This window comes from Paenibacillus uliginis N3/975, from assembly GCF_900177425.1.
GTDB lineage: Bacteria > Bacillota > Bacilli > Paenibacillales > Paenibacillaceae > Paenibacillus_AQ > Paenibacillus_AQ uliginis.
On record NZ_LT840184.1, the window covers coordinates 2,640,706 to 2,664,618 of the forward strand.

Annotated in this window: 18 protein-coding genes; 14 read left to right on the top strand and 4 right to left on the bottom strand. The window is 43.8% G+C overall.

What is annotated here, in order from left to right; genetic code table 11:
- Nucleotides 1-192: 192 nt before the first annotated feature.
- Nucleotides 193-956, bottom strand: a protein-coding gene (locus tag B9N86_RS12540) for an IS5 family transposase (RefSeq protein ID WP_208914755.1) whose coding sequence is annotated in 2 segments (ribosomal slippage) — nucleotides 193-620 and nucleotides 620-956 — 765 coding nt in all. Because the reading frame shifts where the segments join, the coding sequence is not laid out codon by codon here.
- Nucleotides 957-1,695: 739 nt separating this feature from the next.
- Nucleotides 1,696-3,057, bottom strand: a complete 1,362-nt coding sequence (locus B9N86_RS12545) for a TolB family protein (RefSeq protein ID WP_208919511.1) — start codon at nucleotides 3,055-3,057, stop codon at nucleotides 1,696-1,698.
- 414 nt (nucleotides 3,058-3,471) lie between these two features.
- Here B9N86_RS12545 and ytxJ point away from each other — a divergent pair, with 414 nt between their 5' ends.
- The 4 genes from ytxJ (at nucleotide 3,472) to B9N86_RS12565 (ending at nucleotide 7,396) form a co-directional block, all read left to right on the top strand.
- Nucleotides 3,472-3,810: a bacillithiol system redox-active protein YtxJ gene (ytxJ, locus tag B9N86_RS12550; protein WP_208919512.1), complete on the top strand. Its 339-nt coding sequence runs from the start codon at nucleotides 3,472-3,474 to the stop codon at nucleotides 3,808-3,810.
- Between the two features lie 466 nt (nucleotides 3,811-4,276).
- Complete coding sequence (locus B9N86_RS12555) at nucleotides 4,277-5,308, top strand: ABC transporter substrate-binding protein (RefSeq protein ID WP_208919513.1); 1,032 nt, start codon at nucleotides 4,277-4,279, stop codon at nucleotides 5,306-5,308.
- Nucleotides 5,309-5,342: 34 nt separating this feature from the next.
- Complete coding sequence (locus tag B9N86_RS12560; RefSeq protein ID WP_208919514.1) at nucleotides 5,343-6,377, top strand: FecCD family ABC transporter permease; 1,035 nt, start codon at nucleotides 5,343-5,345, stop codon at nucleotides 6,375-6,377.
- Nucleotides 6,374-7,396: a FecCD family ABC transporter permease gene (locus B9N86_RS12565; RefSeq protein ID WP_208919515.1), complete on the top strand. Its 1,023-nt coding sequence runs from the start codon at nucleotides 6,374-6,376 to the stop codon at nucleotides 7,394-7,396. The genes B9N86_RS12560 and B9N86_RS12565 overlap by 4 nt, the downstream gene beginning before the upstream one ends.
- A 99-nt stretch (nucleotides 7,397-7,495) precedes the next feature.
- On the opposite strand, the gene B9N86_RS12570 is transcribed toward B9N86_RS12565, so the two are convergent.
- Nucleotides 7,496-8,140: a L,D-transpeptidase family protein gene (locus B9N86_RS12570; RefSeq protein ID WP_244563061.1), complete on the bottom strand. Its 645-nt coding sequence runs from the start codon at nucleotides 8,138-8,140 to the stop codon at nucleotides 7,496-7,498.
- 331 nt (nucleotides 8,141-8,471) lie between these two features.
- On the opposite strand from B9N86_RS12570, the gene B9N86_RS12575 reads away from it, so the two are divergent.
- The 5 genes from B9N86_RS12575 to B9N86_RS12595 all read left to right on the top strand — a co-directional run bounded on the left by B9N86_RS12575 (nucleotide 8,472) and on the right by B9N86_RS12595 (nucleotide 16,180).
- Nucleotides 8,472-8,981 carry a MepB family protein gene (locus B9N86_RS12575; RefSeq protein ID WP_208919517.1) on the top strand — a complete coding sequence of 170 codons (510 nt, stop codon included), beginning with the start codon at nucleotides 8,472-8,474 and terminating at the stop codon, nucleotides 8,979-8,981.
- Nucleotides 8,982-9,295: 314 nt separating this feature from the next.
- Nucleotides 9,296-12,937 (top strand): DUF4855 domain-containing protein, encoded by a 3,642-nt coding sequence (locus B9N86_RS12580; RefSeq protein WP_208919518.1) that lies wholly within the window; start codon nucleotides 9,296-9,298, stop codon nucleotides 12,935-12,937.
- Between the two features lie 84 nt (nucleotides 12,938-13,021).
- Entirely contained in the window at nucleotides 13,022-13,258 is a 237-nt protein-coding gene (locus tag B9N86_RS12585; RefSeq protein ID WP_244563062.1) for a hypothetical protein, read from the top strand.
- Between the two features lie 66 nt (nucleotides 13,259-13,324).
- Nucleotides 13,325-13,528 (top strand): hypothetical protein, encoded by a 204-nt coding sequence (locus B9N86_RS12590; protein ID WP_208919519.1) that lies wholly within the window; start codon nucleotides 13,325-13,327, stop codon nucleotides 13,526-13,528.
- A gap of 267 nt (nucleotides 13,529-13,795) precedes the next feature.
- Nucleotides 13,796-16,180: a polyprenyl synthetase family protein gene (locus B9N86_RS12595; RefSeq protein ID WP_208919520.1), complete on the top strand. Its 2,385-nt coding sequence runs from the start codon at nucleotides 13,796-13,798 to the stop codon at nucleotides 16,178-16,180.
- Nucleotides 16,181-16,359: 179 nt separating this feature from the next.
- Here B9N86_RS12595 and B9N86_RS12600 read toward each other — a convergent pair whose 3' ends face one another.
- A complete protein-coding gene (locus B9N86_RS12600) occupies nucleotides 16,360-17,241 on the bottom strand; it encodes an AraC family transcriptional regulator (protein ID WP_208919521.1) in 882 nt (293 codons plus the stop codon).
- A gap of 216 nt (nucleotides 17,242-17,457) precedes the next feature.
- On the opposite strand from B9N86_RS12600, the gene B9N86_RS12605 reads away from it, so the two are divergent.
- From B9N86_RS12605 to B9N86_RS12625, 5 genes are all read left to right on the top strand, one after another.
- The gene (locus B9N86_RS12605) at nucleotides 17,458-18,549 is read left to right on the top strand and encodes a glycoside hydrolase family 88/105 protein (protein WP_208919522.1); all 1,092 of its coding nucleotides are present in this window, start codon (nucleotides 17,458-17,460) and stop codon (nucleotides 18,547-18,549) included.
- Nucleotides 18,509-19,309, top strand: a complete 801-nt coding sequence (locus tag B9N86_RS12610) for a polysaccharide deacetylase family protein (protein ID WP_208919523.1) — start codon at nucleotides 18,509-18,511, stop codon at nucleotides 19,307-19,309. The genes B9N86_RS12605 and B9N86_RS12610 overlap by 41 nt, the downstream gene beginning before the upstream one ends.
- A 213-nt stretch (nucleotides 19,310-19,522) precedes the next feature.
- Nucleotides 19,523-21,835: a PDC sensor domain-containing protein gene (locus B9N86_RS12615; RefSeq protein WP_208919524.1), complete on the top strand. Its 2,313-nt coding sequence runs from the start codon at nucleotides 19,523-19,525 to the stop codon at nucleotides 21,833-21,835.
- Between the two features lie 197 nt (nucleotides 21,836-22,032).
- Nucleotides 22,033-23,007 carry an ABC transporter permease gene (locus B9N86_RS12620; RefSeq protein WP_244563063.1) on the top strand — a complete coding sequence of 325 codons (975 nt, stop codon included), beginning with the start codon at nucleotides 22,033-22,035 and terminating at the stop codon, nucleotides 23,005-23,007.
- A 4-nt stretch (nucleotides 23,008-23,011) separates the two neighbouring features.
- Nucleotides 23,012-23,902 carry a carbohydrate ABC transporter permease gene (locus B9N86_RS12625; RefSeq protein WP_208919525.1) on the top strand — a complete coding sequence of 297 codons (891 nt, stop codon included), beginning with the start codon at nucleotides 23,012-23,014 and terminating at the stop codon, nucleotides 23,900-23,902.
- Nucleotides 23,903-23,913 lie beyond the last annotated feature (11 nt).

Sequence of the window (23,913 nt, forward strand, 5' to 3'; positions counted from 1 at the left end):
TCACCTGAATAAACTCTAACACATTTAAAATTCACATAAATTGTTAAGGGTCGAAATTTTACTGTATCTGTGGGGTCTTCCGCCTTTTATTAAAGTACGATTAGAATTTTCACATCTGTTTCTTATTGACAGGGGCGTGAAACCAGAGTGAGGCCTAAATTGGATTACTTCAACTAGGGCCTGTCTTCAAACCTAAGCCAACCAAACCATAATGGAAGCCAGTGTCAAAAAAGCTCTAAACGTACAGGCTAATTTATCGAACCGGGTAGCTATCCGGCGGTAGTGTTTAATCTTGTTGAAAAAACATTCGATTTCATGACGTTCTTTGTAGAGCCACCAGTCACATTCACGCTGAATCTTACGAGATTTTTTGCTCGGAATCACGGGCTGAGCCTGCTGCTCATGAAGAAAATCGAGAATATCATTGGTGTCATAAGCTCGATCAGCCAACACGTTTGCTCCAGCGAGTTCCATGCATTTCAACATGTCATAACCGGTCACACAATCATGATTTTGGCCGCCGGTGAGTTCAAAACGCAAAGGGTTACCCAGCGCATCTACAATTGCATGGATTTTGGTTGTTAATCCGCCTCTGGAGCGGCCGATTGCCTGAAATTGCTGCCCCCTTTTGCTCCGGCTCCATGTTGATGAACGCGAACAATCGTCGCATCGATCATCACATTTTCGAAGTCGGGTTCAATCGAAATCTGTTCAAGGACTCGCTCCCATACGCCTGACATTTGCCACCGACGAAACCGAGTGTAAACCGATTTCCAGGGACCATAATACTCCGGTAAATCGCGCCAAGGCGCGCCGGTTCTAGCAATCCAGAGCATGGCATTGAGCATGGTCCGGTTATTTTTTGCAGGTCGTCCTCCTTGTTTCTTTCGTTCGGCTGGCAACACGTCTTTGATAAGTTCCCACTGATCGTCATGTATTTCGTATCGTCTCTTCATAACCTGATTTTACCACTTATAATGCTAGTTTTATAGTTTGAAGACAGGCCCTAGGAAAGGGTGTTCGAGTTTATTATTGATTTTGAAATGTTCCGGCAAAACCAATATAAGAATTCATAATTTCCATTAAATTAATCGTGAACTTCGCTTGTCTGAGGTTTCCAGCTGCAATTTGGAAGATCTTGATTTAACTAAAGGGCTGGTGCGTGTAATCTGTAATGAAAACAAAGAGCAATATGTATATTTTAGCGAGGAAGCGCTAGCGGATTTAGGCGGTTATTTGAAGATTCGAGAATCTAAGTAAACATCACATTCAACTCCCAGGTCACTTGCTGCTTCTTCAAGTAAAGTAAGGAATGAGAGTTGGTGACTGAAGACTCTAACTTGTCGGGATAAGATTAGTCGGGCAATCCTTTTAACAGTTGCTTCTTCAAACAGTTGATCTAAGGATGATATTGGGTCATCGAATATGTCTGATTCCAAAAGGCAGGGAGAATCGGTAAACTATTATACCGGAAGACAGGTATACCTATCCAATAAACATATGACGGACAACCAAGAGGGGCCCTTGTTAGGCGCCTCTTTATTGCATCCAATATTTCACTTCATAAAACATCGTTCGTGTAAAACGATTGACACTTCGCGTTTACGTTGAAAAGATTAAACACAAGGTTGTTTAATCTTTTCAATTTTTAATTCAGTCAGAATATTTCATTAATGAATGGTATTAAATTTCATCTTAAATAAATGAGAGAGTCTGTCCAAGTGGGATCAAGTGATTGCGATCAGCCCATAAGATAAAATATTGGTATGAATTCCCTTGAATTACTATAGGATAAGGATATTTAACGATAAGTGCCGCCTGATTTCTCATTTCTGTGGGCTGATCTTCGGAAGGAAATATGAAACAGGCTGCTTGTGAGTGGAGAAGAGTTGGAATGATTTGGGGATTGGATCCATAGGGTTTCAATATATGGAATGCTTCCGACCTGCATACTTCGTGAATTCCCCCCTCTGAGGAGATAGCGGATATCTGAAAAAATCCATCGATTCCTTCGTACCTTTCCTCTGTAACTTTTCTCCAATTGACAGGGTAGAAGAAAGATACCTTGTATTCATGATTCAGATACAATCGTTTTCGATGGGCATCATGTATTGGTGGTGACCAATTCAGAGCTGTGATCCACCTCGCTTCAACAACTTTGATCGGGTTATTAGGGTTTCTTACATCAACGATCCAAATTTGGTTTGCTTGCTCTTGATTTTCACATCCCGATAAGTAAGCGATTCGGTTCCCATCTGGGGACCAACTCACGGGGGTGGAGAAGCAAGATGAGACAGCCAATGTTTTCTGTTGTCCTCCAACTCTACTGTCGGTCTGGATAAGAGAAATATATTGATTTTGCACGATATCGGTGGCGCTGTATGCGATAAGTGAAGAGTCCGGCGACCATTCGGGGAAATAGTTTTTTGCCTGCGGTCCGCCTTCAAGACGGTAGCTTTCTCCTGTTGTCAGGTTCACAGTGGTGATTAAGGAAATGCTGGCTCCTGGTGATGTATATAGAGCAAACTGTCCGTTAGGTGAAATTCTAACATTGTGGAGCGGTCCCTCTGTATTTTGAGTTAATTGCTGCTTGTTCGAGCCATCTCTGTTGATTTTGTATAGTTGGACGTTGCCCGCTCCATCCGGAGCGGCAAACAGGAGGGCTTCTCCTGAAGGAAACCACTGGACGTCTGTGGCCCCCTCTTGAACGATTGTACTGCTGACATGGGAGTTGATGTTATAAATCACAATGCGTCCGTTTTTCACATAACTCAAGTTTTGGCTATCCGGCGACCAACTCAGTAAAGTATAAGGTTCAATTTGATCGATTTGTGCCAACGCCCTACTCCTTAAATTAAACACGTAAACAATATTGCTTTTACCGATAAAGGAAATGTTCTGGGTATCTGGCGACCAATAAGGAATCGAAAATACCTCACCAAGATCTTGGGTTAGCTTAAAAGTAAAACCTGTTAAAGGTTGATAAAGCCAAATGTCATAGGAAACTCCTCCATAGTTTGAAGTAAAAAGGATAGCTTCACGATAACCAAGACCCATATTTAATTCCACCCTCCATGTTTGTATTTATTACAGTGTATTCAAAAGAAGAAAATGGGCGAATTGTTATGTATTCGTAAGCGGGAAATGCAACTCATGTGTTGTAGGGAAATGGTTGAATCCGGTGCTGAACTAGTCAGACCTGGCTCGACTGGGGCAGATCTTGTTCGTTCCATTAAGCCCACCTATGCTAAAAACTTGAACTGTGAAGAACTATTGAAGGGAACGATTCAACTCATAATGGTTTGATCGTCTTATGACTAATCCTCATTTTCTTATCGTGAAAGCCCAGAAATCGTAATTTTGGTGATTTCTCAAATGAAAATCTCGAATAAGTATTCAAAACTATGTAAAATAGATAATTGAAGTATTGTGGGTACACTTATATTTAATTCAAAGGAGATAAACCAAAAAATGCAGTGGAAAGAAATTATGACCTTAGAAGAGTGGAGTGCGATTCTGGAGAAGTCTTCAGAACGCGGTCAAGTTATTTTAAAGCATAGTACGACCTGTCCAGTTAGTGCTAATGCTCTTGCAGAGTATGATCATTATCTGAAGGAGACACCAAATCGTGATTTGGATTACATTCTTGTTAAAGTCATCGAATCCCGTCCGGTTTCCAATAAAATTGCAGAGGATCTAAATATGAAGCATGAATCGCCACAAATTATTTTTGTGAAGAACAAAGCCAAGTATTGGACTGCATCTCACTGGGCGGTTACGATTGAGCATATGAGAGCGGTATTGGACTGAAAAGAAACTAGAAAACATGAATGAGATGTTTCTCTAACAGAGATCATGAGCACACTTTGTTCAGATCGGCGTAAATGCTGATCTGTTTTTTATATTCAAAACGTAAGATCTTCAGTCCAACAATTCCAATGCTTCATACACCTTTTTCGTGACGACACCGTTCTTCGCCAAGCCGTGGTCGCGTTGACTGATGCCGGATAAGAACAAAGAGACATTAGATACCGCGTAAATCGCGGTTTTTTTATTTATGTCCTAAAGTTCTCTTTTCATTTTCGTTTAACAAAACTTTGAAAAGAATCAATTGACAAAATATAGGGATATTGGTAATCTGATTTCATTGATAATAATAATCATTATCAATTACAGTCTTGCGTAGGTCTCTTACGAACCTATTATTTTTTTGTAGTATGGCTCGGTAGGACAAGTATGCTCAGACATTTATTCTACTTAAGAAGGAGAAGAGAAGATGATAAACAAAATGAACAAGCAACTGGGTCTAATCGTATGTGCTTTGGTTGTCGTAATGATGGTTTTGGCCGGTTGCAGCAATACAAACAACAACTCGGATTTATCTAGTGGTGAGGATAAGACGTCTACTGAAACGTCTGCCACTGCGACAGATGGAGCAGAGAAATCAGAATCAGAGAAGACAGAGGGGAAGTCCGGCACTCGAAAAGTATCGACGGTGATGGGGGAAGTGGAAGTGCCTGCTAATCCTCAGCGTGTCATTGTCAACTGGTATGTCGGGGATGTATTTACGCTTGGAATTAAGCCTGTTGCGATAAACGCTCGTGCTGATAAAGCGATGCCTTTTTACGATCAGTTTGAGGGCATTCCGATCACTGAAAAATGGGAGTCCGAAGAAATCTTGAAATACGAACCCGATCTGATCATTACTTTTGATCCTAAGGATTTCGAGAATTTTTCCAAGCTTGCCCCGGTTATCGTGGCCCCTGAAGGGGACTTAAGCTCATCTGAGCGGTTATCCTTCCTCGGCGAAGCAACTGGTCATGAAGCAGAGGCCCAAAAAGCGATTTCCGTCTTCGAGGAGAAGCTAAAAAATGCGAAGGAAAAACTGAGCAGCGGCATTTTCAAAGATAAAACCTTCAGTATACTCCAGGACTGGGGTCGAGAATCATACGGGGTTATGTATGAGACGGGTTCACGGGGAGGCACGTTGCTCTATGAATATCTTGAACTGAAAAAGCCGGAAAAGCTGGAGCAATTGATCAAGCAATCAGAGAAAGGACGCGATTCCCTGTCCTATGAAGTGGCCTCTCAATATTTTGGGGACTACGTTCTCTGGTTTCTAAAAGAAGGGTATGAATCCGAATATGCAAATACGGTAATTTGGGATAGCATTCCAGCCGTCAAGAATGGAAATATCATAGAAGTACCGGGGCAATATGGCGGCTTGTTCTATTACTCTGATGTTGCCAGCATGACCGCCCAGTTGGATTATATGGTGGATCGGTTGTTGGAACTAGAAAAGAAGTAATGATGAATAATACGTATAATTTAAGGGTGTCAATATGTTAATAGAAGCAAAGGATACAAACAAGGGCTACAATGGAAGGCTCAAGTTTAGCTTGTTCATGTTGGCAGGTATAGTTCTGCTGATTTTAGCAACCGCAGCATCAATTTCATTCGGCGCAGCGGACTTGAGCCTTGAATTGGCATGGGGAGCGGTGTTCAATTTCGATCCGGAGATCACGGAACATCATATTATTCATGTTTTCCGGCTACCACGCACGGTAGCGGATATTGTCGTTGGCAGCAGCTTGGCTGTTTGTGGAGCTATCATGCAAGGAACCACGCGTAATCCATTGGCCGATTCCGGACTACTCGGAATCAGTTCGGGCTCTACATTTGCAATTGCGATGTGCATGGCCTTTTTGCCCGGGCGCACTTATGTGGAAACGATGATATATTCCTGTATGGGTGCGGCCATCACTACAGCCATCACTTATTATCTGGCATCCGTCGGTAAGCGGGGAATGACACCGCAACGTCTGGTGCTGGCAGGAATGTCGATTTCAATGCTGTTTGGTTCTTTCAGCACGTATATTGCCCTCAAATACGATATTGGTCAGGATTTGGCCTATTGGACGGCTGGAGGTACTGCCAACGTTGAATGGATGCAGCTTGCTTATGTTTCACCGTTATTTGTGATGGGACTGATATGGGCGATCGCTCTCTCCCCATCTATAACGATTCTTAACTTCGGAGAGGAGCTCGCGGCCGGTCTTGGACTTCGTGTCAAATTGATTAAAGGCTCTTCAACGGTGATTGTGTTAATATTGACGGGCCTTTCCGTTATTGTTGTGGGTCCAATCGGTTTTGTCGGGCTAATCATTCCGCATATCGTGCGATTTATTATTGGTGTGGACTATCGGTTTATCATGCCCGCCTCCGCTTTGTACGGTGCTGTGTTTATGGTTGGCGCAGATTTACTAGGCAGAATGTTGGGCCGCCCTCACGAGACACCTCTTGGAATTATTTTTGCATTGATCGGAGTTCCATACTTCCTCTATCTCGTGCGCAAACAAAGGAGGGAGTTTAGTTGACTCAACTCGTTAGTAAGCGTTCCACGTCAGCAAGGCCGATTGCTACTATTTTGCTGTTGTCCGTACTGCTATTCATAGTGGCGGTGATTAGCATGAATGTCGGGAGATTAAATTTATCTCCGATCGAGGTGCTGAAAGTGATCATCGGACAGGGGACGGAGAAGCAAAATCTAATCGTATTTGACCTTCGATTGCCACGTATCGTATTGGCTATTTTAGTGGGGATGGGTATGTCCATCTCGGGCTGTGTTATGCAGGGTTTGCTCAAAAATGATTTGGCGAGTCCGGGAACATTGGGAATCAGCTCGGGCTCCGGATTGTTTGTTTTATTATATATTACTGTTTTTGCGACGAAAGGGCTCTTATCACCACTGTTGTTGCCGTTGCTGGCCTTTGTTGGCGGAATCACCGCAGCGCTGCTGATATTTGTACTTGCCTACAGAAAGGGAAGGGAGCTTTCACCTACAGGTTTGATTTTAACCGGTGTGGCTATGGGGAGCGGATACGGCGCATTGTCGCTGGTGATTACGCTTGGTCTCGACCAGAAACAGTATGATTTTGCTCTGCGCTGGCAGATCGGAAATTTATGGGGGGACGACTGGAAATACATTATGGTACTGTTTCCTTGGGTGATTCTTATCAGTTCTTATGTTCTGTACAAATCGAATACGTTGAACACTATAAAACTTGGGAATCAAATGGCAACTGGACTAGGCGTCGCGATCAAACGGGAGTTTATCGGTCTGACGTTGGCGGCAGTCGCGCTATCATCTGGCAGCGTGGCGCTTGGCGGCAACTTTTTCTTCGTGGGATTGATTGGTCCTCATATAGCCCGCAGGATGGTAGGCCCCAATCACAAGTTCATGATACCCACTGCCGCGCTGATAGGCGCGCTAGTTATCCTGGCGGCAGACACCTTCTCCCGCACCGTCAGTATGGGCGCAGATATTCCAACGGGAGTCATTATTACGATCTTTGTAACTCCCTATTTCCTCTACCTTCTGTCGAAAGCGAATTGAGGCATCGTTGAAACCCAGCGTTTATTATAAAGATGCTGGGTTTCATTTTTAGTGGCTTTAGTTAGAAAAATAGAAATTACAAAAGTTCAGAGTTATGCTTCATTCCAACAATCCCAATGCTGCATACACCTTTTTCGAGACGACACCGTTCTGCGCCAAATGGTGATCACGTTGAAATTTTTTTAAAGCTGCGGTTGTATTCGAGTGGAACTTACCGTTACATATCCCTTCGAAGTAACCGGAACTTTTCAAACGGGATTGAATCAGTTGCACATCTCCTCCAACATCGCCTTCCGCCAAATCCCTTGGTTCATGATTCGGTCCTCCCAATACATGGCCATAAATGGTTACTTTTGTACCGACTGGGACCATCTCGAATAATTCAAGGACATCGTTGTTACGCATACGAATGCAACCGTGACTCAAATGCTTCCCAATGGAGTACGGCCTATTTGTACCGTGAATACCGTAACTTCCCCATGGGACGTCTAAGCCAAGCCATCGTGGGCCAAAGGAAGGACCCCAATCTTTCCCCTTATATACAACTTGGTATTCTCCAACAGGGGTAGGAGTGGATGGATTTCCAACCGCAATGCGATATGTTTTGAATTTCTGTCCCTGTGCCCGTACAATCAGTTGATGATACTGAGGGTAAACTTCGATAGAATAAATGCCTTGGTCAGCCACAATCGGCAAGGATGGTTCGGCGGCATAGGCAGGGTTGTGCGCAATTTCTTCAGTCATGGCTAAAATCAGTAAAGATATTACAATAGCCCGAAGTGGAAGGTAGGGTATTTTTTGTATCATTGTTTTTCTCACCACAATTAAATTTTTTAGATATTGATGTAGGTTATCCTAATGGGTGAAATTCATTCGTACATTCGGATACTTTCCCAACAGCTCACCTCGAATATAAATCCTAGATGGTCAGTCCGAATATACAAGTTGAGTAGTGAGGGTAGAGCAGTCACCTTGTAACAATAGTTTTCACATTATTTATATGTATTCAATGTAAATTTTTGATAAGCTAGAAAATAGAAACTACATATTATTAGGAGAAGTAAGGAGTAGAGAAGTGAATAAATTTTATAGAGCGTTAGCTCATGTAAACAAAATAGTTTACGAACCTAATCATTTAATTTTAAAATCCATTCAAGAAGAAAATCAAAATTCAGATTACGGCGCTGGAACATTTCACTTAAATTCTAAATCAGTTCGGTTTAGAGTCGCAAAAATAACACCTAAGAAAGTAGGGCAGTTTGTTGCATTTTGGGAAAAAGACGAAAATAATAAAAATCAACCCTTTACATATGAAAAGGCTCCTGATTTATTGGTCATCAATACCTCTATGAGTAATAATCAGTTTGGGCAATTTATTTTCCCAAAAGAAATTCTTGCAAAACAAAATATCTTTAAGACGAGTACTACAAGAGGGAAAATGGCAATAAGGATTTATCCTAGTTGGGATAATCCAACTAGCAAACAAGCGATATCAACTAAAAAATGGCAATCACCTTATTTTGTTGATATGAGTACTACGGATAATTTACCTATACAAAAAATATTAGAACTGTATTCTCAGTAAATTAATAAAGGTACAAGTTTCCAGGTTTCTAATGCCATTCGGGCAGTAGGAACCGCCCACGGGACACACCCAATTTATTTTTTGATCAGCATACAAAAGGCGAGTTCGCCGCAGGAATAGACGGGACGAGTATGGGAATGCCTAAACTCGTCGTTTTTTTATAATTGATTGAAATAAGTATCCAATTTGTTATTATTAAAAGGATTTATATTCCATATATTTAGATAGTTAGGAGAAAGGAGATGAATGCGAAGTATAAAACAACAAGCTTTTGTAAGCGTTTTATCTAACTTGAAGGAGAGTGAATTCGTATAATGAGGTTAAAGAAACGGATCAGCGTACTTACAGCTGTATTTATGTTTGTTTCTGTAAGCATGTCTTCCATCTTCTCACCAGTCACATCTGCAGCTTACTTACCCAAGAACAGTGAAAAATCCAATGGTGCTTCAAACATTGCGCTTATCTACACAGGCTACTATAATCCAGACAATTATGATGGAGTGAAGGTAGGGGATTATGACAAGGATCAGTTCCTACCTTATGTTGGTTATCTGAATGACGAGGGCGTTGCAGAAGACTATTTCTTTGACACATTCCTCATGCTGACTACATCCTCTCCATACAAAGGCAGTCTGGCACGTTATTACGATTGGGTAGCCGGCAGCAAGCCGGGTACCCTGCAGGACTGGAAATGGGCGATGGATCGGGTATTCGAAAAAGGAATACAGCTGGATGGTCTCGAGGCCGCGGCTGAGCAGGTAAGCGGTGATTTGAAAGATCCGGATAAGAAGGTGAATGTATATTTAACCTTGCCGTTCCCAGATCCACAAAGTAAAGACTTCGGTGATTTCAATGGTGATGGAACCGTTAAAAATCTGGAAAGTCTGGATACTCGAAAAGCGCTAATACGCTGGTATGTAGATACAATGACAGCTCGTTTTGAGCAGCAAAATTATAAACATCTGAAGCTAAGTGGGTTCTACTGGCTGCAGGAAGACTTGGATACAACCGTTGCTGGTGAGCAGGAGAGTGCGAAATATGCCTCAGAATATTTGCAGCAGCGAGGGATGCGTCTAGGGTGGATCCCTTGGTTTGGGGCATTGGAGAAGGCCAATGGCAATCGACTCGGGTTTGATTTTTCTGCAATTCAACCGAATCACTACTTTGACGAGGACTCTACAATTCAACGTGTAGAGGATACTGCGAATATTGCCTACGCCAATGAAACCGGGGTTGAGGTTGAATTTGATCAACGAATCATTGACCTTCCAAGGTATCGTCAAGCCTTTTATAATTACCTGATTACAGGTGTCAAAAAGCAATTTATGAATGATGCCATGATTGCATATTATCAAGATGTTTATGCCATTTATGATCTTTACCACTCAGAGATCCCAGCGGCAAAACAGATGTATACAGACATTTATAAATTTGCTAAAGGAACGTATACAGCTCCGGTAGGAAACTATAAGGGCCGAGTGGTAGATCATAAAGGGAATGGTATTACTGATGCTACGCTAACCGATAAGGCCGGAACTGTCGTAACAACAGATGAGGACGGAAAGTTTGAGATGAACGGTTTATTCGCAACACAAAATTCATTTGTTGTAGAGAAGCAGGGAATGCAGAGTCGTGAGGTGACGGTTGATGTTCGTGACCAGCAGACGATTTATCGTGACATTGCTCTCCAGAATGCATTTGGAGGTCCTGTGAAGGAATCGAAGCCCCTCGTTGATTTTGAAGGGGATATGGTATACGGTACGAACAACAGCAATTATGTGAAACGTGCGACGGTAACCGATGCAACTTATGTTCAGCAAGGCAATCAATCACTAAAGATCGATTTCAAGGCTTTAGAAGATAGCTGGGTTGGGGCTTACATTGATTCGGATTATGACGGATTCTGGAAAGTCCCACCAGAAGAATCGTACCCAGCATACACGCTCAAGGATTGGAGTGAGTACGATACCGTAAGCTTTGCCGTGTACAATCCTTCTCCCCAACCTCAAGAGTTCAAAGTTATGTACATGTATGAGTATGATTGGGGAAAAACTTATGCCAAAAACCTGGTGCTCCCACCTGGGCAATGGACAGTCATTGAACAATCGATACAAGAAATGAAGAAAGCGGGCAGCAAAACCCAAAATATGATTCGCATTGCGCTCATGCGTAACAAGCAAACGGAGGATGCAACGTTCTACGTTGACGATTTAAAGTTAATGAAATATGAAGAAGACAGCGCTCCACCCGACTATAGGATATCTCTTCCATCCAAGCTGACTACGATGGATATTGGTGCGGTATGGGCACCGGTTGTCATCGACAAGAATGGCAAAGAGCAAGTAAATGAAGATGCGGTGTTCACCAGCTCTGATCCTGGTGTCATTGAAGTAACGCCAGACGGCAAGATTCAAGCTGTTCAAGAAGGTACAGCTGTGATTCGTGCACAGATTGGGCCATATGAAGCGGAATCTGCAGTCGTGGAAGTCGCGCGATGGGCATACAATCAGCTGAAGGGGACGGAGACACCTCTAAATATCAACCGAGGATTCAATAATCCGGTTCTTCCACTGCAGGGAGACACCCAATATGTTGTGAAGGAAGGTAGCAAACTCAAGATTGCACACAAATATAATAGAAGCAACGATATGTGGATCGTGTTTGATCATGCCGGTGCAAACAAGCTGTATGGAATGAAAGAATGGCGTCTTAGTCCGAATGTGAATAAGGATACAAGCCCTGACTTGGCACGTCCTTCAGATATGCTGCAGCCAGATATTTCGGATTGGGTCGGCCCATATATTGTAGGCGCAAATCAGAATGGAAATGGTAAAGGTCAGGACTTCACCGGTGGCAATCACAACTACGATGGCGGCGAGAATAGCTCTACGACGGGCAGAACCATACAATATAAAGTGTGGGTTGACGGGAAGGAGCTTCAAGACGGGAAGATCATATCCGGTGGCAAAGTAAAGATAAAGGTAGTCAATCGGATCCAAGGCTTCAATACGAAGGAGCAGGACGGCAGCGGCCGTGAAATTTTGCAAGAAACGGTTACGTATGAAGTTGAGGGTGGCAAAGTACTAGTCCATACTGAGATTAAGCCTTTGGAAGACATCACCTTGTATCGCTATTATGGACTTCAGTCCGTCAATGGAGCATGGAATCATGAAATTCGATACTATGCTGGAGAGACGGAAGTCGCAAGAAGTGAAGCGGGTAAGTATAGTGACTCTGGGACAAAGTCCCAACATCCCGACGTTGATAAGTATTTGCTTAGCTCTGCGGTGAAAGATGCGAATCAGCATCAACTGCTCGTATCGCTTGATCGCAATTACGGGCTTGGACAATTGCAGTATCTCGCTGACGATCAGCCGGTTGTATTTACGCAGGAGTATGGAAAATCATATTTCCTACAAGTGTTTAACAAATCGGCAGAATTGAAAAAAGGCAAAAAAGTTGGTTGGCGCGGCGAATATCATTTCTTCTCCACTCCTGCTCAAGAAAGAACGATCAAACTGTTGAGCAACTACAGCAACGGATATGTATTGCCGACAGAAGAAGCTTCCTACCAATGGGAAATTATTGGTGATGCCGTTCAGAAGGTAAGCGAATCCAGCAACAGTATCAAGATTAAGGGAGTAAAAGAAGGCACGGCAACGATCAAAGTTACGATGACATACAATGGCAAATCGCAAGCTTTTGAGTCGACAGTGCAGGTAGAAGATCACCAAATGGTGGACACAACCGAATTGCAGCAATTGCTTGATGAAGCGAAGGCACTCCTTCAGCAAACAGGTGATCCATATAGTAAGGAAAAGGGGCATTTAGCTGAGGCTTCGATTAATATCATGAGAAAGCTGAAGGCTGAAGGCTTCACGCAAGCTAACGTAGATGAAGCTACAGCTGAGCTGAAGGAAGCTATTACGAATTTCAAGAAAGCAACACAAGGGTAGACTATGAACATCACGGAAGAAGGGAGAATATGACCAGGCTATCTTATCATACCCTTTTTATAAACAAATTAAGGTGTGATGCTGTTGAAAACGGATAAAAACAGCCCAATAGTTATTTACGTTATAAAAGGCTCTACAATAAGGAGATTTGTAATCCTAGATTTAATAATTGGAGCAGGAATTTTCTATGTAGTTAAATTAGTTTCTTTAAGTGTATTAGCAGCATCTGTTAGTAGTTTCATGGGGACAGAAGGAATTAAAAGAGTAACAAAAATTTTAAATAAAAGTAACGTAAAAAAGAAGACGATTAAACTTATGTGACATGATAAAAGGAGCTTGCTATGAGGCAGCTCCTTTTTGTTTTATTGATTTATTGGATAGGTAAGTATGGAATACATGTCGGGGCGAGGAAAGGAAGTATTTCAGATACGAGAGTGGACAGGCGGGAAAATGGGACCTTATGATAGAGGAAAGTTTCGGGGTACGCGCGATGTCAGGCAGGCGGCGGAAATTGTAGTTCAACTGGCCACGCTTCCGGAGGACGGGCAGACGGGAGGCTTCTTCAATGATCAAGGCATAATCCCTTGGTAAAAAGATGATATTGGTAGTTCTGGCCTATCTTATCGTGATGATGGACATATAACAAACCGCGTAAATCGCGGCTTTTTTATTTCAGCGACACTTCCAGATATTTTCAGAGCGGATTCCATTACCCTCATAACGATTTTCGTAACCATAAAAGATTATTTCACGTATAAAGATAAGAACATGATCCGACGAGCAATTCAACAATCAGTTGAAGTCTATAGAGAAATGCATACATGTTAAACTAAAATAGAAGTTGAGGTAATTCAGCGTATGAATGAGAAGTTTACAGATCATGCCGATACATCGTATCGGCTGGCTGAGCAGAAGGCAGCTCAGTATTTTGCATCACTTTATGCTCAGGTTATGGATAAGATCTATGTGCCTACCCTGACTGAAGATTTTCAATTGTGGAAAAGGAACCATATTCATCCTCATTCATGGCTAGCCTTTTTTTCGAAGGGGAAGAGAAAACCTGATTCACGGGATTATTATAGATATATTGGGTGGTTGAATTATACAGGTAAAATGGATGATTACTTGGATCGAAGCGTTTCCTATATGTACATGAGGGATCTGGGAAAAGCTCTAGATTCTCCTGACACACAGACCAGGATTCAGCGTTTAGTTGTCGACATCAAAAATCACTTGATTCATACTACCAGAGCAAACGGGGGAGACCAACCAGAGTATATAAGTTTGGCCGGGTTGTATCGGTGGGCCCAGAAAAAAGGCGTAGAAAACGCCACGATCTGGGTAATAAACAAACTTAAGAATGTATCTTCCCATATTCCGAAGGAAATGAACGCAGAGCAAGCCCAGCGCAAACTGATCAAGATCATTATCGGTGTTGTTCTACATGCGATGGAAGAGATGGACGATGAAATATTGCCTGCAGAACGTGCCCTACGACTAGATCAAGCCATCAGGCTGGGTTATTCCTATGGTTTGACCTATCCTTTTATTGACGATCTTCTCGATTCTGGGGTCTTAGACGATCAAGAGAAAGAACAGTATTCCCGTATGATACGTACCGCGCTTCTCACTGGATCTGTGCCAGACTTGGGTGAGTGGGCCGGAAATAATATGGATTTGATCCATTACGTACACTCGGAGCTCCGAGAAGCTTTTGAGTACATTAAGAGACATCAGAGACCAGAAACACAGAAAACATTCTTCGAGCAGTCCTATGTGTTTTTTCATTCCCAGGATATGGACCGCGTAAAGGATCTATCGAATGCGAATTACACCAACGAAGATCTTTATCTACCAATCATCCTAAAATCTTCTTCTTCCCGATTGATTGTCCGTTCCGTCATTAGTGCCCCCGAGGATGAAGGATTTGATAATCGAACATTCTATTATGGCATCTACAACCAGTTGGCTGATGATTTTGCGGATATGTTTGATGATATGAGAGACGGGGCGGTAACACCCTATACCTATTATTTGAAATACCGAGATCAGCGTTCGGATCTTATAAATCCCTTTGAATTATACTGGGCGGTCATCTCCCATTTGATCCATAACGTGTATAACTCCAATGCCAAGACCCGTGAGGTGCTACTGGATCGTGCCATCAACGGTCTAAAACGATGTAAAGAACGCATCGGCATTGAAAAGTATAACGAAATTATGGAGGTGTTTGCCTCCGGAAATCCGGAATTCAATCGTCTCATCCAACATATGGTTCGAAAAGCGGATGATGTGGATTTCTTCGATAAACTGCTTCGGGACCAGATGGTGACTGTACTGAAAAACGACCGGAAAGAAAAGGAAGACTTTTTCGATACGGTCAAAACTGTCCGCCATCAGATCAACAACCTATTGCATATTCCCAAACATAAAGAAATTTCACCGATGAAAGAGCCGCTTATTGATGCTGCAAATTACAGTCTCGAGGGGGATGGCAAACGACTACGTCCCATAATGTCTTGGATCATGGGCGTAAACGAATATGGACTGCAAGCTTCGGCAATCGAGCCGCTTCTGATATCATTGGAATACATGCATACCGCATCTTTGATCTTTGATGATCTACCATCGCAGGATAATGCATCTACCCGTAGAGGACGTCCAACCCTCCATCAGGTACAAAATAGCGCCACTGCCGAATTAACCGGTCTGTTTCTGATCCAGAAGGCGATTCAAGAACAATCATCCCTTGACAAGTTCGATCCTAAAACCGTGCTTGCCTTGATACAATATTCCTCCCAAAGGGCAGCAGATATGTGTATAGGACAGACGATGGATTTGCATTCCAAAGGAAAAGCATTGACACTAGAGCAATTGAATATGATATGCTTCTACAAAACCGGAATTGCATTTGAGGCTTCTCTGGTTATGCCTGCTATACTTGCTCAGGTTAGGGAGACGGAAATTGCGACTTTGAAGAAATTTGCCTATCATGCGGGCATTGCCTTTCAGATTAAGGATGATTTGCTTGATTTGGAAGGAGATCTGGTATTGCTTGGTAAACCAACCAATAAGGATGTTGAAAATAACACTTCGACTTTTGTGACCATCCTTGGTCAGGAAGGCGCCAGTAAAGAGATGTGGGAACACTACTGCCTTGCAATGGAAGCGTTGAAAGAGATGCCACGCAATATCGCTTTTCTAAAGCATTTATTAAATTATATTGTTAATCGAGACTCTTAAAATGTTTGTCTTACCTGTAATGTGAAGATGGGTAAGGAATTATACATGTTTAATAGTGAAGTGTTGGTATAATTGCCAGCACTTTTTTGAATTTCAACATAATTTAGACGAGCTTGCTGCATAATGAACTTTTGTTACAGAGCTTACTATCAAAAATTCACTTCCAGCCGAGTGAGTCCTCAGTTTCCGGTCTGTTTACGGAACACACTTGGCGTTAAGCCAGTTTCCGATTTGAACGTATGGAAAAAATGCGAGAGGTCGCCAAAGCCGACGGCAGAAGCGATTTCGGTCACAGAGAGTGGCGTATCCATGAGCAATCGTTTGGCCTGATTGATGCGATAAATCGTTAAAAAGCGGTTTAAAGAGTGGCCTGTCGCTTGTTTGAATTGATCGTACAAATGCGAGCGGGATACATTGAACTGTTCATGCAAACAGCTGACCTCGATCGATTCGGCATAATGTGCGGTCAAATATCGTAAAATACGCTCCGCTAAATGAAACGCAGCGTTCTCTGATGTGTCTGTGTCCGGGGGACAATATTGCTCCCGCGCCAGGATGACGAACAATTCGGCAAGCAGATGGTGCATCGCTGCTATGTAAAAATCCTGCTGATCGGCAAGCTCCCGAGTAAGCCGCAGCAGCAGATCCCGGATCGAATCCATTTTCGCTGTGGCTAATCGCCAGTAGGGTTGCGGCTCGGCAAGCAGGGTGTGTAAACATGTGCTGATTCCGGGCGAGTTGTCGAACGACGTTTGCACATAGTGTTCATCCAACGATAACACTACCCGATGAAGAGGTTTTGTTCCGATAACGGATGGCCGGTGAAAAACATGAGGCTTTATGATGGCTAGCGCGCCCGGCAGCAGGGAATACACATGATCGCCGACCAGCAGCTTTCCATGTCCCTCTAAACAAAAATAGATCTCGTAGCCCCGATGAGCATGCATCTGGCTTTGACCAATTACGCCATCACGGAAATGGCAATGGACTGGGAAAACGTCCAGGAGTCGATTCGTAGCGTTATCCAATTGATAACCGGAAGAAATGTAACGTGAACCCATCTTATAAGTTCTCCTGTTCCAACGTAAATGGTATGCAATAAGTAAGGATATTTTAACACGGTCCACCCTGAAGGTCTTGGAGTTTGTGGAAAAATCCCCATATATTCTGAACAAGAAGCCAAGTTTCGTTAGCCAGAATCCTTTACATTAAGTGTAGAACATTTTGAGAGAAATTTCTTTAAGCCTGCTAAACTTGGAAATTTAGGGAGAGGTCGTATGAAGGGGAATGAGGAACTGGCGAACTTGGCGGAACGCGTCTATCATCGGATGATCGATAAGACGGTGAACGATTGGGGAATGAATATCGAAAGCTGGGATTGGGTACCGGGCGTCGGAGTCATCTCGATTCTGGCTTACGGCCAGCTAACGGGTAATGAAGAAGCATTTGCATATTTGCGGCGATGGACGCAACGCAACAAACATTTGAGCGAACACGTAAACGTAATCAATTCGATGGCGCCGTATGCGATATTTCCGGAGCTATACCGGCTCAGCGGGGAACCGTGGTACTTGGAAACGGCAATCAAAATCGGCGATTGGATGCTGGCGGACGCACCTCGCACACGGGAAGGCGCCTATGAACATACCGTTACTGAGAATGCCAAATTTTCCGAACAAGTCTGGGCGGATACCTTGTTTATGGCTGTACTCTTTTTGGCTAGACTAGCGAAGCTTACCGGGGAAAGCAAGTATGCCAAAGAAGCAGAGTTCCAATTGCTTGTCCATCTGCGATTGCTGCAGGATCCGCAAACCGGAGTGTTGTTCCATGGCTGGAACGGTGCAGAAGGGAATCATATGTCCTCGGCCCGTTGGATTCGCGCCAACGCATGGGTCATACTGGCGAGTCCATGGATTGCCGAGGAGATAGGTTCCCTGACTCCGGTTACCGAGGAAATTGTAGACCGATATCGGCAGCTTGCGGCAGGGCTGCGGCATTACCAGGGAGAAAGCGGATTGTGGAGTACGGTCATGGATCAGCCTGAATTTTATGCAGAGACATCAGGGAGCGCGGGAATCGCGGCGGGATGGCTCGCGGGAATGCGAATGGGTTGGTTGGATGTTACATATAAGGAAGCCGTTAATCGAACTGTGCAAGGCGTTATAGAGAGAATCGAACCTGATGGAACGGTCCAAAGCGTATCCGGAGGAACGCCGGTTATGCCGAGCATTCCGGCTTATCAAAAGATTCCCTGCTTTCCGACGTTATACGGGCAGGGGTTGACTCTTATTTTATTGTCGCTTGTTCACGCAGAAATGGGAGGATCATATGGCAAATGTTCTGCTAACATTTCCCGAAGGGAAACATAAAGTTCTAACGATGAGCTATGATGACGGAAGAACGGCCGATAAACGATTGGTCAGCTTGTTTAACGAGCATAGGATCAAAGGTACTTTCCATCTTAACTCCGGACTGGCCGGACGGAACGATCGAATACCATTGGAAGAAGTCGGGGAGGTTTACCGAGGTCACGAAATATCCGCGCATACGGTTACGCATCCGACCATGGCAAGATGTGCGAAGGAGCAAATCGTAGGAGAGATTATGGAAGATAGGAAAGCGCTGGAGAGCATTACGGGTTACCCGGTTAGAGGATTCTCTTATCCAAACGGTTCATTCAACCTCCAAATTAAAGACATGCTTCCGTATCTGGGAATCGAATATGCCAGAACGGTCGCGAGTCATGGCGACTTTCGAATGCCGGATGATTTCATGGAGTGGAACCCGACATGCCATCATAATCAGAACCTGCCGGAACTGGCGGAGACATTTAAGCAATTGAATCAAAGACTGCGTCTTCACATGATGTATGTTTGGGGGCACAGCTATGAGTTCGATCAGGACAATAACTGGGAGTTGATTGAGAGCTTTTGCGAGTCGATTGGCAATCGTGATGACATTTGGTATGCCACCAATATGGAAATCGTCGATTATATGAAGAAGTTTCAGCAGCTCCGATTTTCAGCTTCGATGGATCTTGTATATAACCCTTTTTATGATTCGATATGGCTGGAAGTGGATGGTACAACAGTTGAAGTAAAAGGCGGCTCTCAAATGAAACTGGTTTAGTAAATGCTGGATGGTCAGTCCGCTCACCGATTTCGACAAGTTAAAGTTTTATCTGAAGCATATGAAGAGGGATTCCCTTTTGTCCATAAATTCTCTCCAAAGAGGCGGGATTTATTGTTCAGAGGGGATTTTTTTATTCAATTAGATTTTAATGGAATTCATAGAGTGATATAGTCAATTTACACAATTTCACTACTTATGGAGGGGTGTCCAATGCGTTTGAGTATTTCCGGAAAAGCCATGATTATTTATGGATCTATTTTTACCGTCATCATTTTCCTAACCTTTGGTTTGTCTTATTTTGGAACGGTAGGGCGCCTGGAGAAGGATTTGAAGGATACGCATATCGCATTGTTAAAGCAGATCGATAAAAGAATCGAAATTGTGTTTCGCACAACGGAGAAAGATTTGCTGAACTTGTCAGAGGAACTTGAGTATGTGTATTTCATGTATGACAGCTTCGATGATGCCTCCAAAAAATATGCGAATTTCTTCGGTTTGTCAAACAAATTGAAAACGATGGTGCATGCGGGTGAGCAATTTTCCTCCGTCTTTGTTTACTCGAACACGAGCGGCGACGTTATGACCGATAAAACGTTTATGAAAAAAAATGAATCGGAAGACCATTGGTTAGAAAGCTATATCGAAATGGAAGGTTACTCGAAGTGGATTGCTACTCACAAGGTGTGGGATGGGGATAAAATGCAGGATGTCGTCACGCTGATTCGTCCCTATCCACTCATTAGTAGTCCCGGTTATCGGAAGGGGCTTGTTGCCGTCAATATTCATGAGGACATTCTCTACGGGATGATCAGTGATGTGTTCGAAGGCAGTCAAGAGGGCGTACATACGTTCATCATCGACGACAAAGGGAATATCGTGACACATGATGACAAATCGAAATTATATAAAAATATGACAGACGTCCCTTATATCAAGCGGATTTTAAGTGAAAAAGGAAGCGGCCAATTCTCAGCCGAATCGAACGAGGGCAAGCAATCCATCTTTTATAGGACGTCCAATTATACAGGTTGGAAAATTGTAAGCGTTATCCCACAAGCCCAGCTGTACCAACCGCTGGAATCCATTCGGAATCTGATGATCCTGATTGTCGCCCTTATGGTTATCCTGGCGATGTCTGTTCTTTTCTACGTGAACCGCCGGACCTTTAAACCTTTGGATCGTTTGGCGAGAAAAATGTCTGGAGCCATCAAGCCGACCCAGCCGGGGCAGGCTGTCAGACTCGATTATTTGGAAACGGTGTTCGATCAGATGTTTACGGATCGTGAGCAGTTGGAGCAGCGCGTTCGGGATTCTAAGCCGGTTCTGAAGTGGAGAATCGTGATGGATATGCTGACAGGTTATCGAACGGAATACACGTCGGTAAGTCCGCAGTTGGAATTTACCGGGTTTAGCTTTCTGCCGGAAATGTTTGTTGTCTGTACAGCTGAAATTGCGAAGAACGGCGGCATTAGCTCCAAAGATGAAACGCTGTATACCTATGTGCTGTGTAACGTAGCAGAAGAACTGATCAATATGGAAACGGCTGGCGTTGCCATCGATCTGGGTTCAGGCCGAGCCGCGATTATTTTTAGTTTTGGGGAAGGGGATGTAGAGAAGAACCATCTTCAGGCACTGACCATCCTTGAACTGGTTCTTGATATCATGAAACACCAGTTTGGACTGTTGGTAACAGCCGGAGTAGGCAGATGCTACCGCGACATGAAGGATATTCCCAAATCGTATGACGAATCGCAAAAAGCACTGCAATACCGAATGGTTATCGGCAATCATGCCGTCATTTCATTTGAGGATTTGATTGGATCGGATCATCAGGACTATTACCGTATCATCAAAATGACGGATCGGATCGTAGAAGCCCTCAAACGCACGGAGTTTGAAAAAGTTCAGCAAGATGTGGCGATCTTGTACCGGGAGGCGGTAGAAGCCGGCATGTCTCCGGAACTGATTCGGCATCTTTCTTATGAACTGATCATGAAATCGTTGCAGGCCATTGCGGCGACTGGCATCGATACGGAGGAGACCCTGAATAGCCTGGGCAATCTCCACGAAAGAATGAACCGCTGCCGCGATTGGCAGGAGCTGACTCAGATCGTGCTGACCGTATTGGAACAAATGGCGAAGAGAGTTGAGGATAAGCGTATGCAGCGGGGCAGCAATAAATTGATCGAGAAAATGCTTGTATACATCGAAGATCATTATATGGGAAGCGAATTTTCTCTTGCCCAGTTGGCGGCCCAGTTTGAGCTGGGTCCGACGTACATCAGTAAATTGTTTAAAGAGCATACAGAGAAAAATTTCATTGATTATTTGATCGAAACCCGGATCAATGCTTCTAAGCAACTGTTAACGGACAAGAATCGAAAAATCAACGATATTGCAGAAGAGGTAGGGTATACGAATACCCGAAGCTTTCTGCGGGCTTTTAAAAAATATACAGGTATGACACCGACGGAATATCGCGATTATGTGCTGGATTCAACCGCAAAACTCGCGTTAGAATAAGCTCCTCGCTACAAAATCACAAAAAAATGCACGGATCATAAAAAATGCGACCCTGTAATTTGTAAGAAAAGACACCTAACGCATAACGCGTCTCTTTCCAGCTCGGGCTTCCTTTTCTACAATTTAAATTGCAGCACACATCAGTAACCTTCAGCTGCGAAAGGGGGAAGCGATATGATGCGAAAGGGTGAGGTTATGTGAAGGGGAGGTTAGCGGCGGCGGAATCGCAAACCGGATCGTATGCTGTACGAAGCGGAATAAATCGGCGTTCGGTTTGGAGAAGAATGGTACGGGATAAACATTTGTACTTGATGCTCCTGCCCGTTATCGGATTTTATTTTCTGTTTAAATATATACCGATCGTCGGAGAGATCATTGCTTTCAAAGATTACAGGTTCGCGGATGGTATATTCGGAAGTCAGTGGGTCGGATTCAAGCATTTTCAGATGATATTCGAAAGTTCGGATTTTTGGAGAATTTTAAGAAACACGCTCGTTCTTAACCTGTATAGTCTTGTGTTTGGATTTCCTATACCAATTATCCTGGCTCTTCTATTAAATGAAGTACGCCTGAACTGGTACAAGCGAATCGTGCAAAACATGCTGTACATCCCCCACTTCATGTCATGGGCGGTGCTCGGTAGCATTGTAGTTGCCGCGTTGTCACCAAGTACGGGGTTCGTGAATCTTCTTCTTAAAAAAATAACCGGCGGAGAAACCATCTATTTCATGGCAGATTCGTTCTGGTGGCCGATCGCTTATACGATATCGGGCATTTGGCGGGAAGCAGGCTGGGGAACGATACTGTATCTGGCGGCCATGGCTTCGATTGACCCTCAGCTCTATGAAGCTGCCAAAATCGACGGCGCCGCCAAGCTGCGGCAAATCTGGCATATTACATTGCCCGGCATCCGCGGCACGATTGCCATTTTGCTCATTCTCAGAATGGGACAAATGATGGACGTAGGATTGGAGCAAACGCTTGTCCTCCAAAATAATTCCGTATTGGATGTAGCCGACGTCATTAGTACTTATGTTTACAGGGTAGGGCTACAAAACATGAGTTACAGCTATACGACGGCCATCGGTTTGTTCCAATCGGTCATTGGCGTGATTCTGGTTCTCAGCGTCAATCGGCTGATCCGACTCTTCGGGGAACGGGGGCTGTGGTAAAGCGATGGTAAAAACGAAAATAGGAATCTCAAATAAAATTGTTTTGGTAAGCGCTTACGCGTTGCTTGGCTGTATTTCATTGTTAACTTTGTTTCCCTTCTGGTACGAAATCGCGGCATCTTTCAGCAGCAGCAGGGCGATTACGTCTGGCGAAGTCTTTTTATGGCCCGTCGAATTCAACACCGTTGCATATGAACGGTTATTGGAGGACGGACAACTCATCATGGCAATGGGAAATACCATTCTTGTTACGATTGTCGGAACCGTGCTTAACGTGATCATGACGATTATGGCGGCGTATCCGCTCTCTAGAAAGAGACTTGTGGGACGGAATGGGCTGCTGGCGTTCATTACGATTACCATGTTGTTTGTCGCAGGGTTGATTCCTAATTTTATTCTGATTAAGTCTCTCGGGCTTATGAATTCATATTGGTCGATTTGGCTGCCGGGATTGATCAGTACGTATAACATGTTCGTGATGAAGACGTTCATGGAAGGGCTGCCGGAGGAAATTGAGGAGTCGGCGTCCATCGATGGTGCCGGGGACTGGCGGATACTGCTACAAATTTATATGCCGCTGTGCAAGCCGATTCTGGCGGCGTTGTCATTGTTCTATGCCGTCGGCTGGTGGAACAGCTACTTCAACGTTTTGCTGTATATTACGGAATCCACGAAGTTGACCGTCATGGTAAAGCTGTACCAAATGGTCAGCAGGGTGGACGACAATCTGTTAAACAATATCGGAGGAAACGATGTGATGGAGCAAGTTCTTCTGACACCTGAAGCTCTCAAGGCAGCTGCTGTCGTCATTGTCGTCACTCCAATCCTGTGCGTATACCCGTTCCTCCAGAAGCATTTTGTCAAAGGTGTTCTCATTGGCTCGGTCAAAGGATAACGGCCGATATC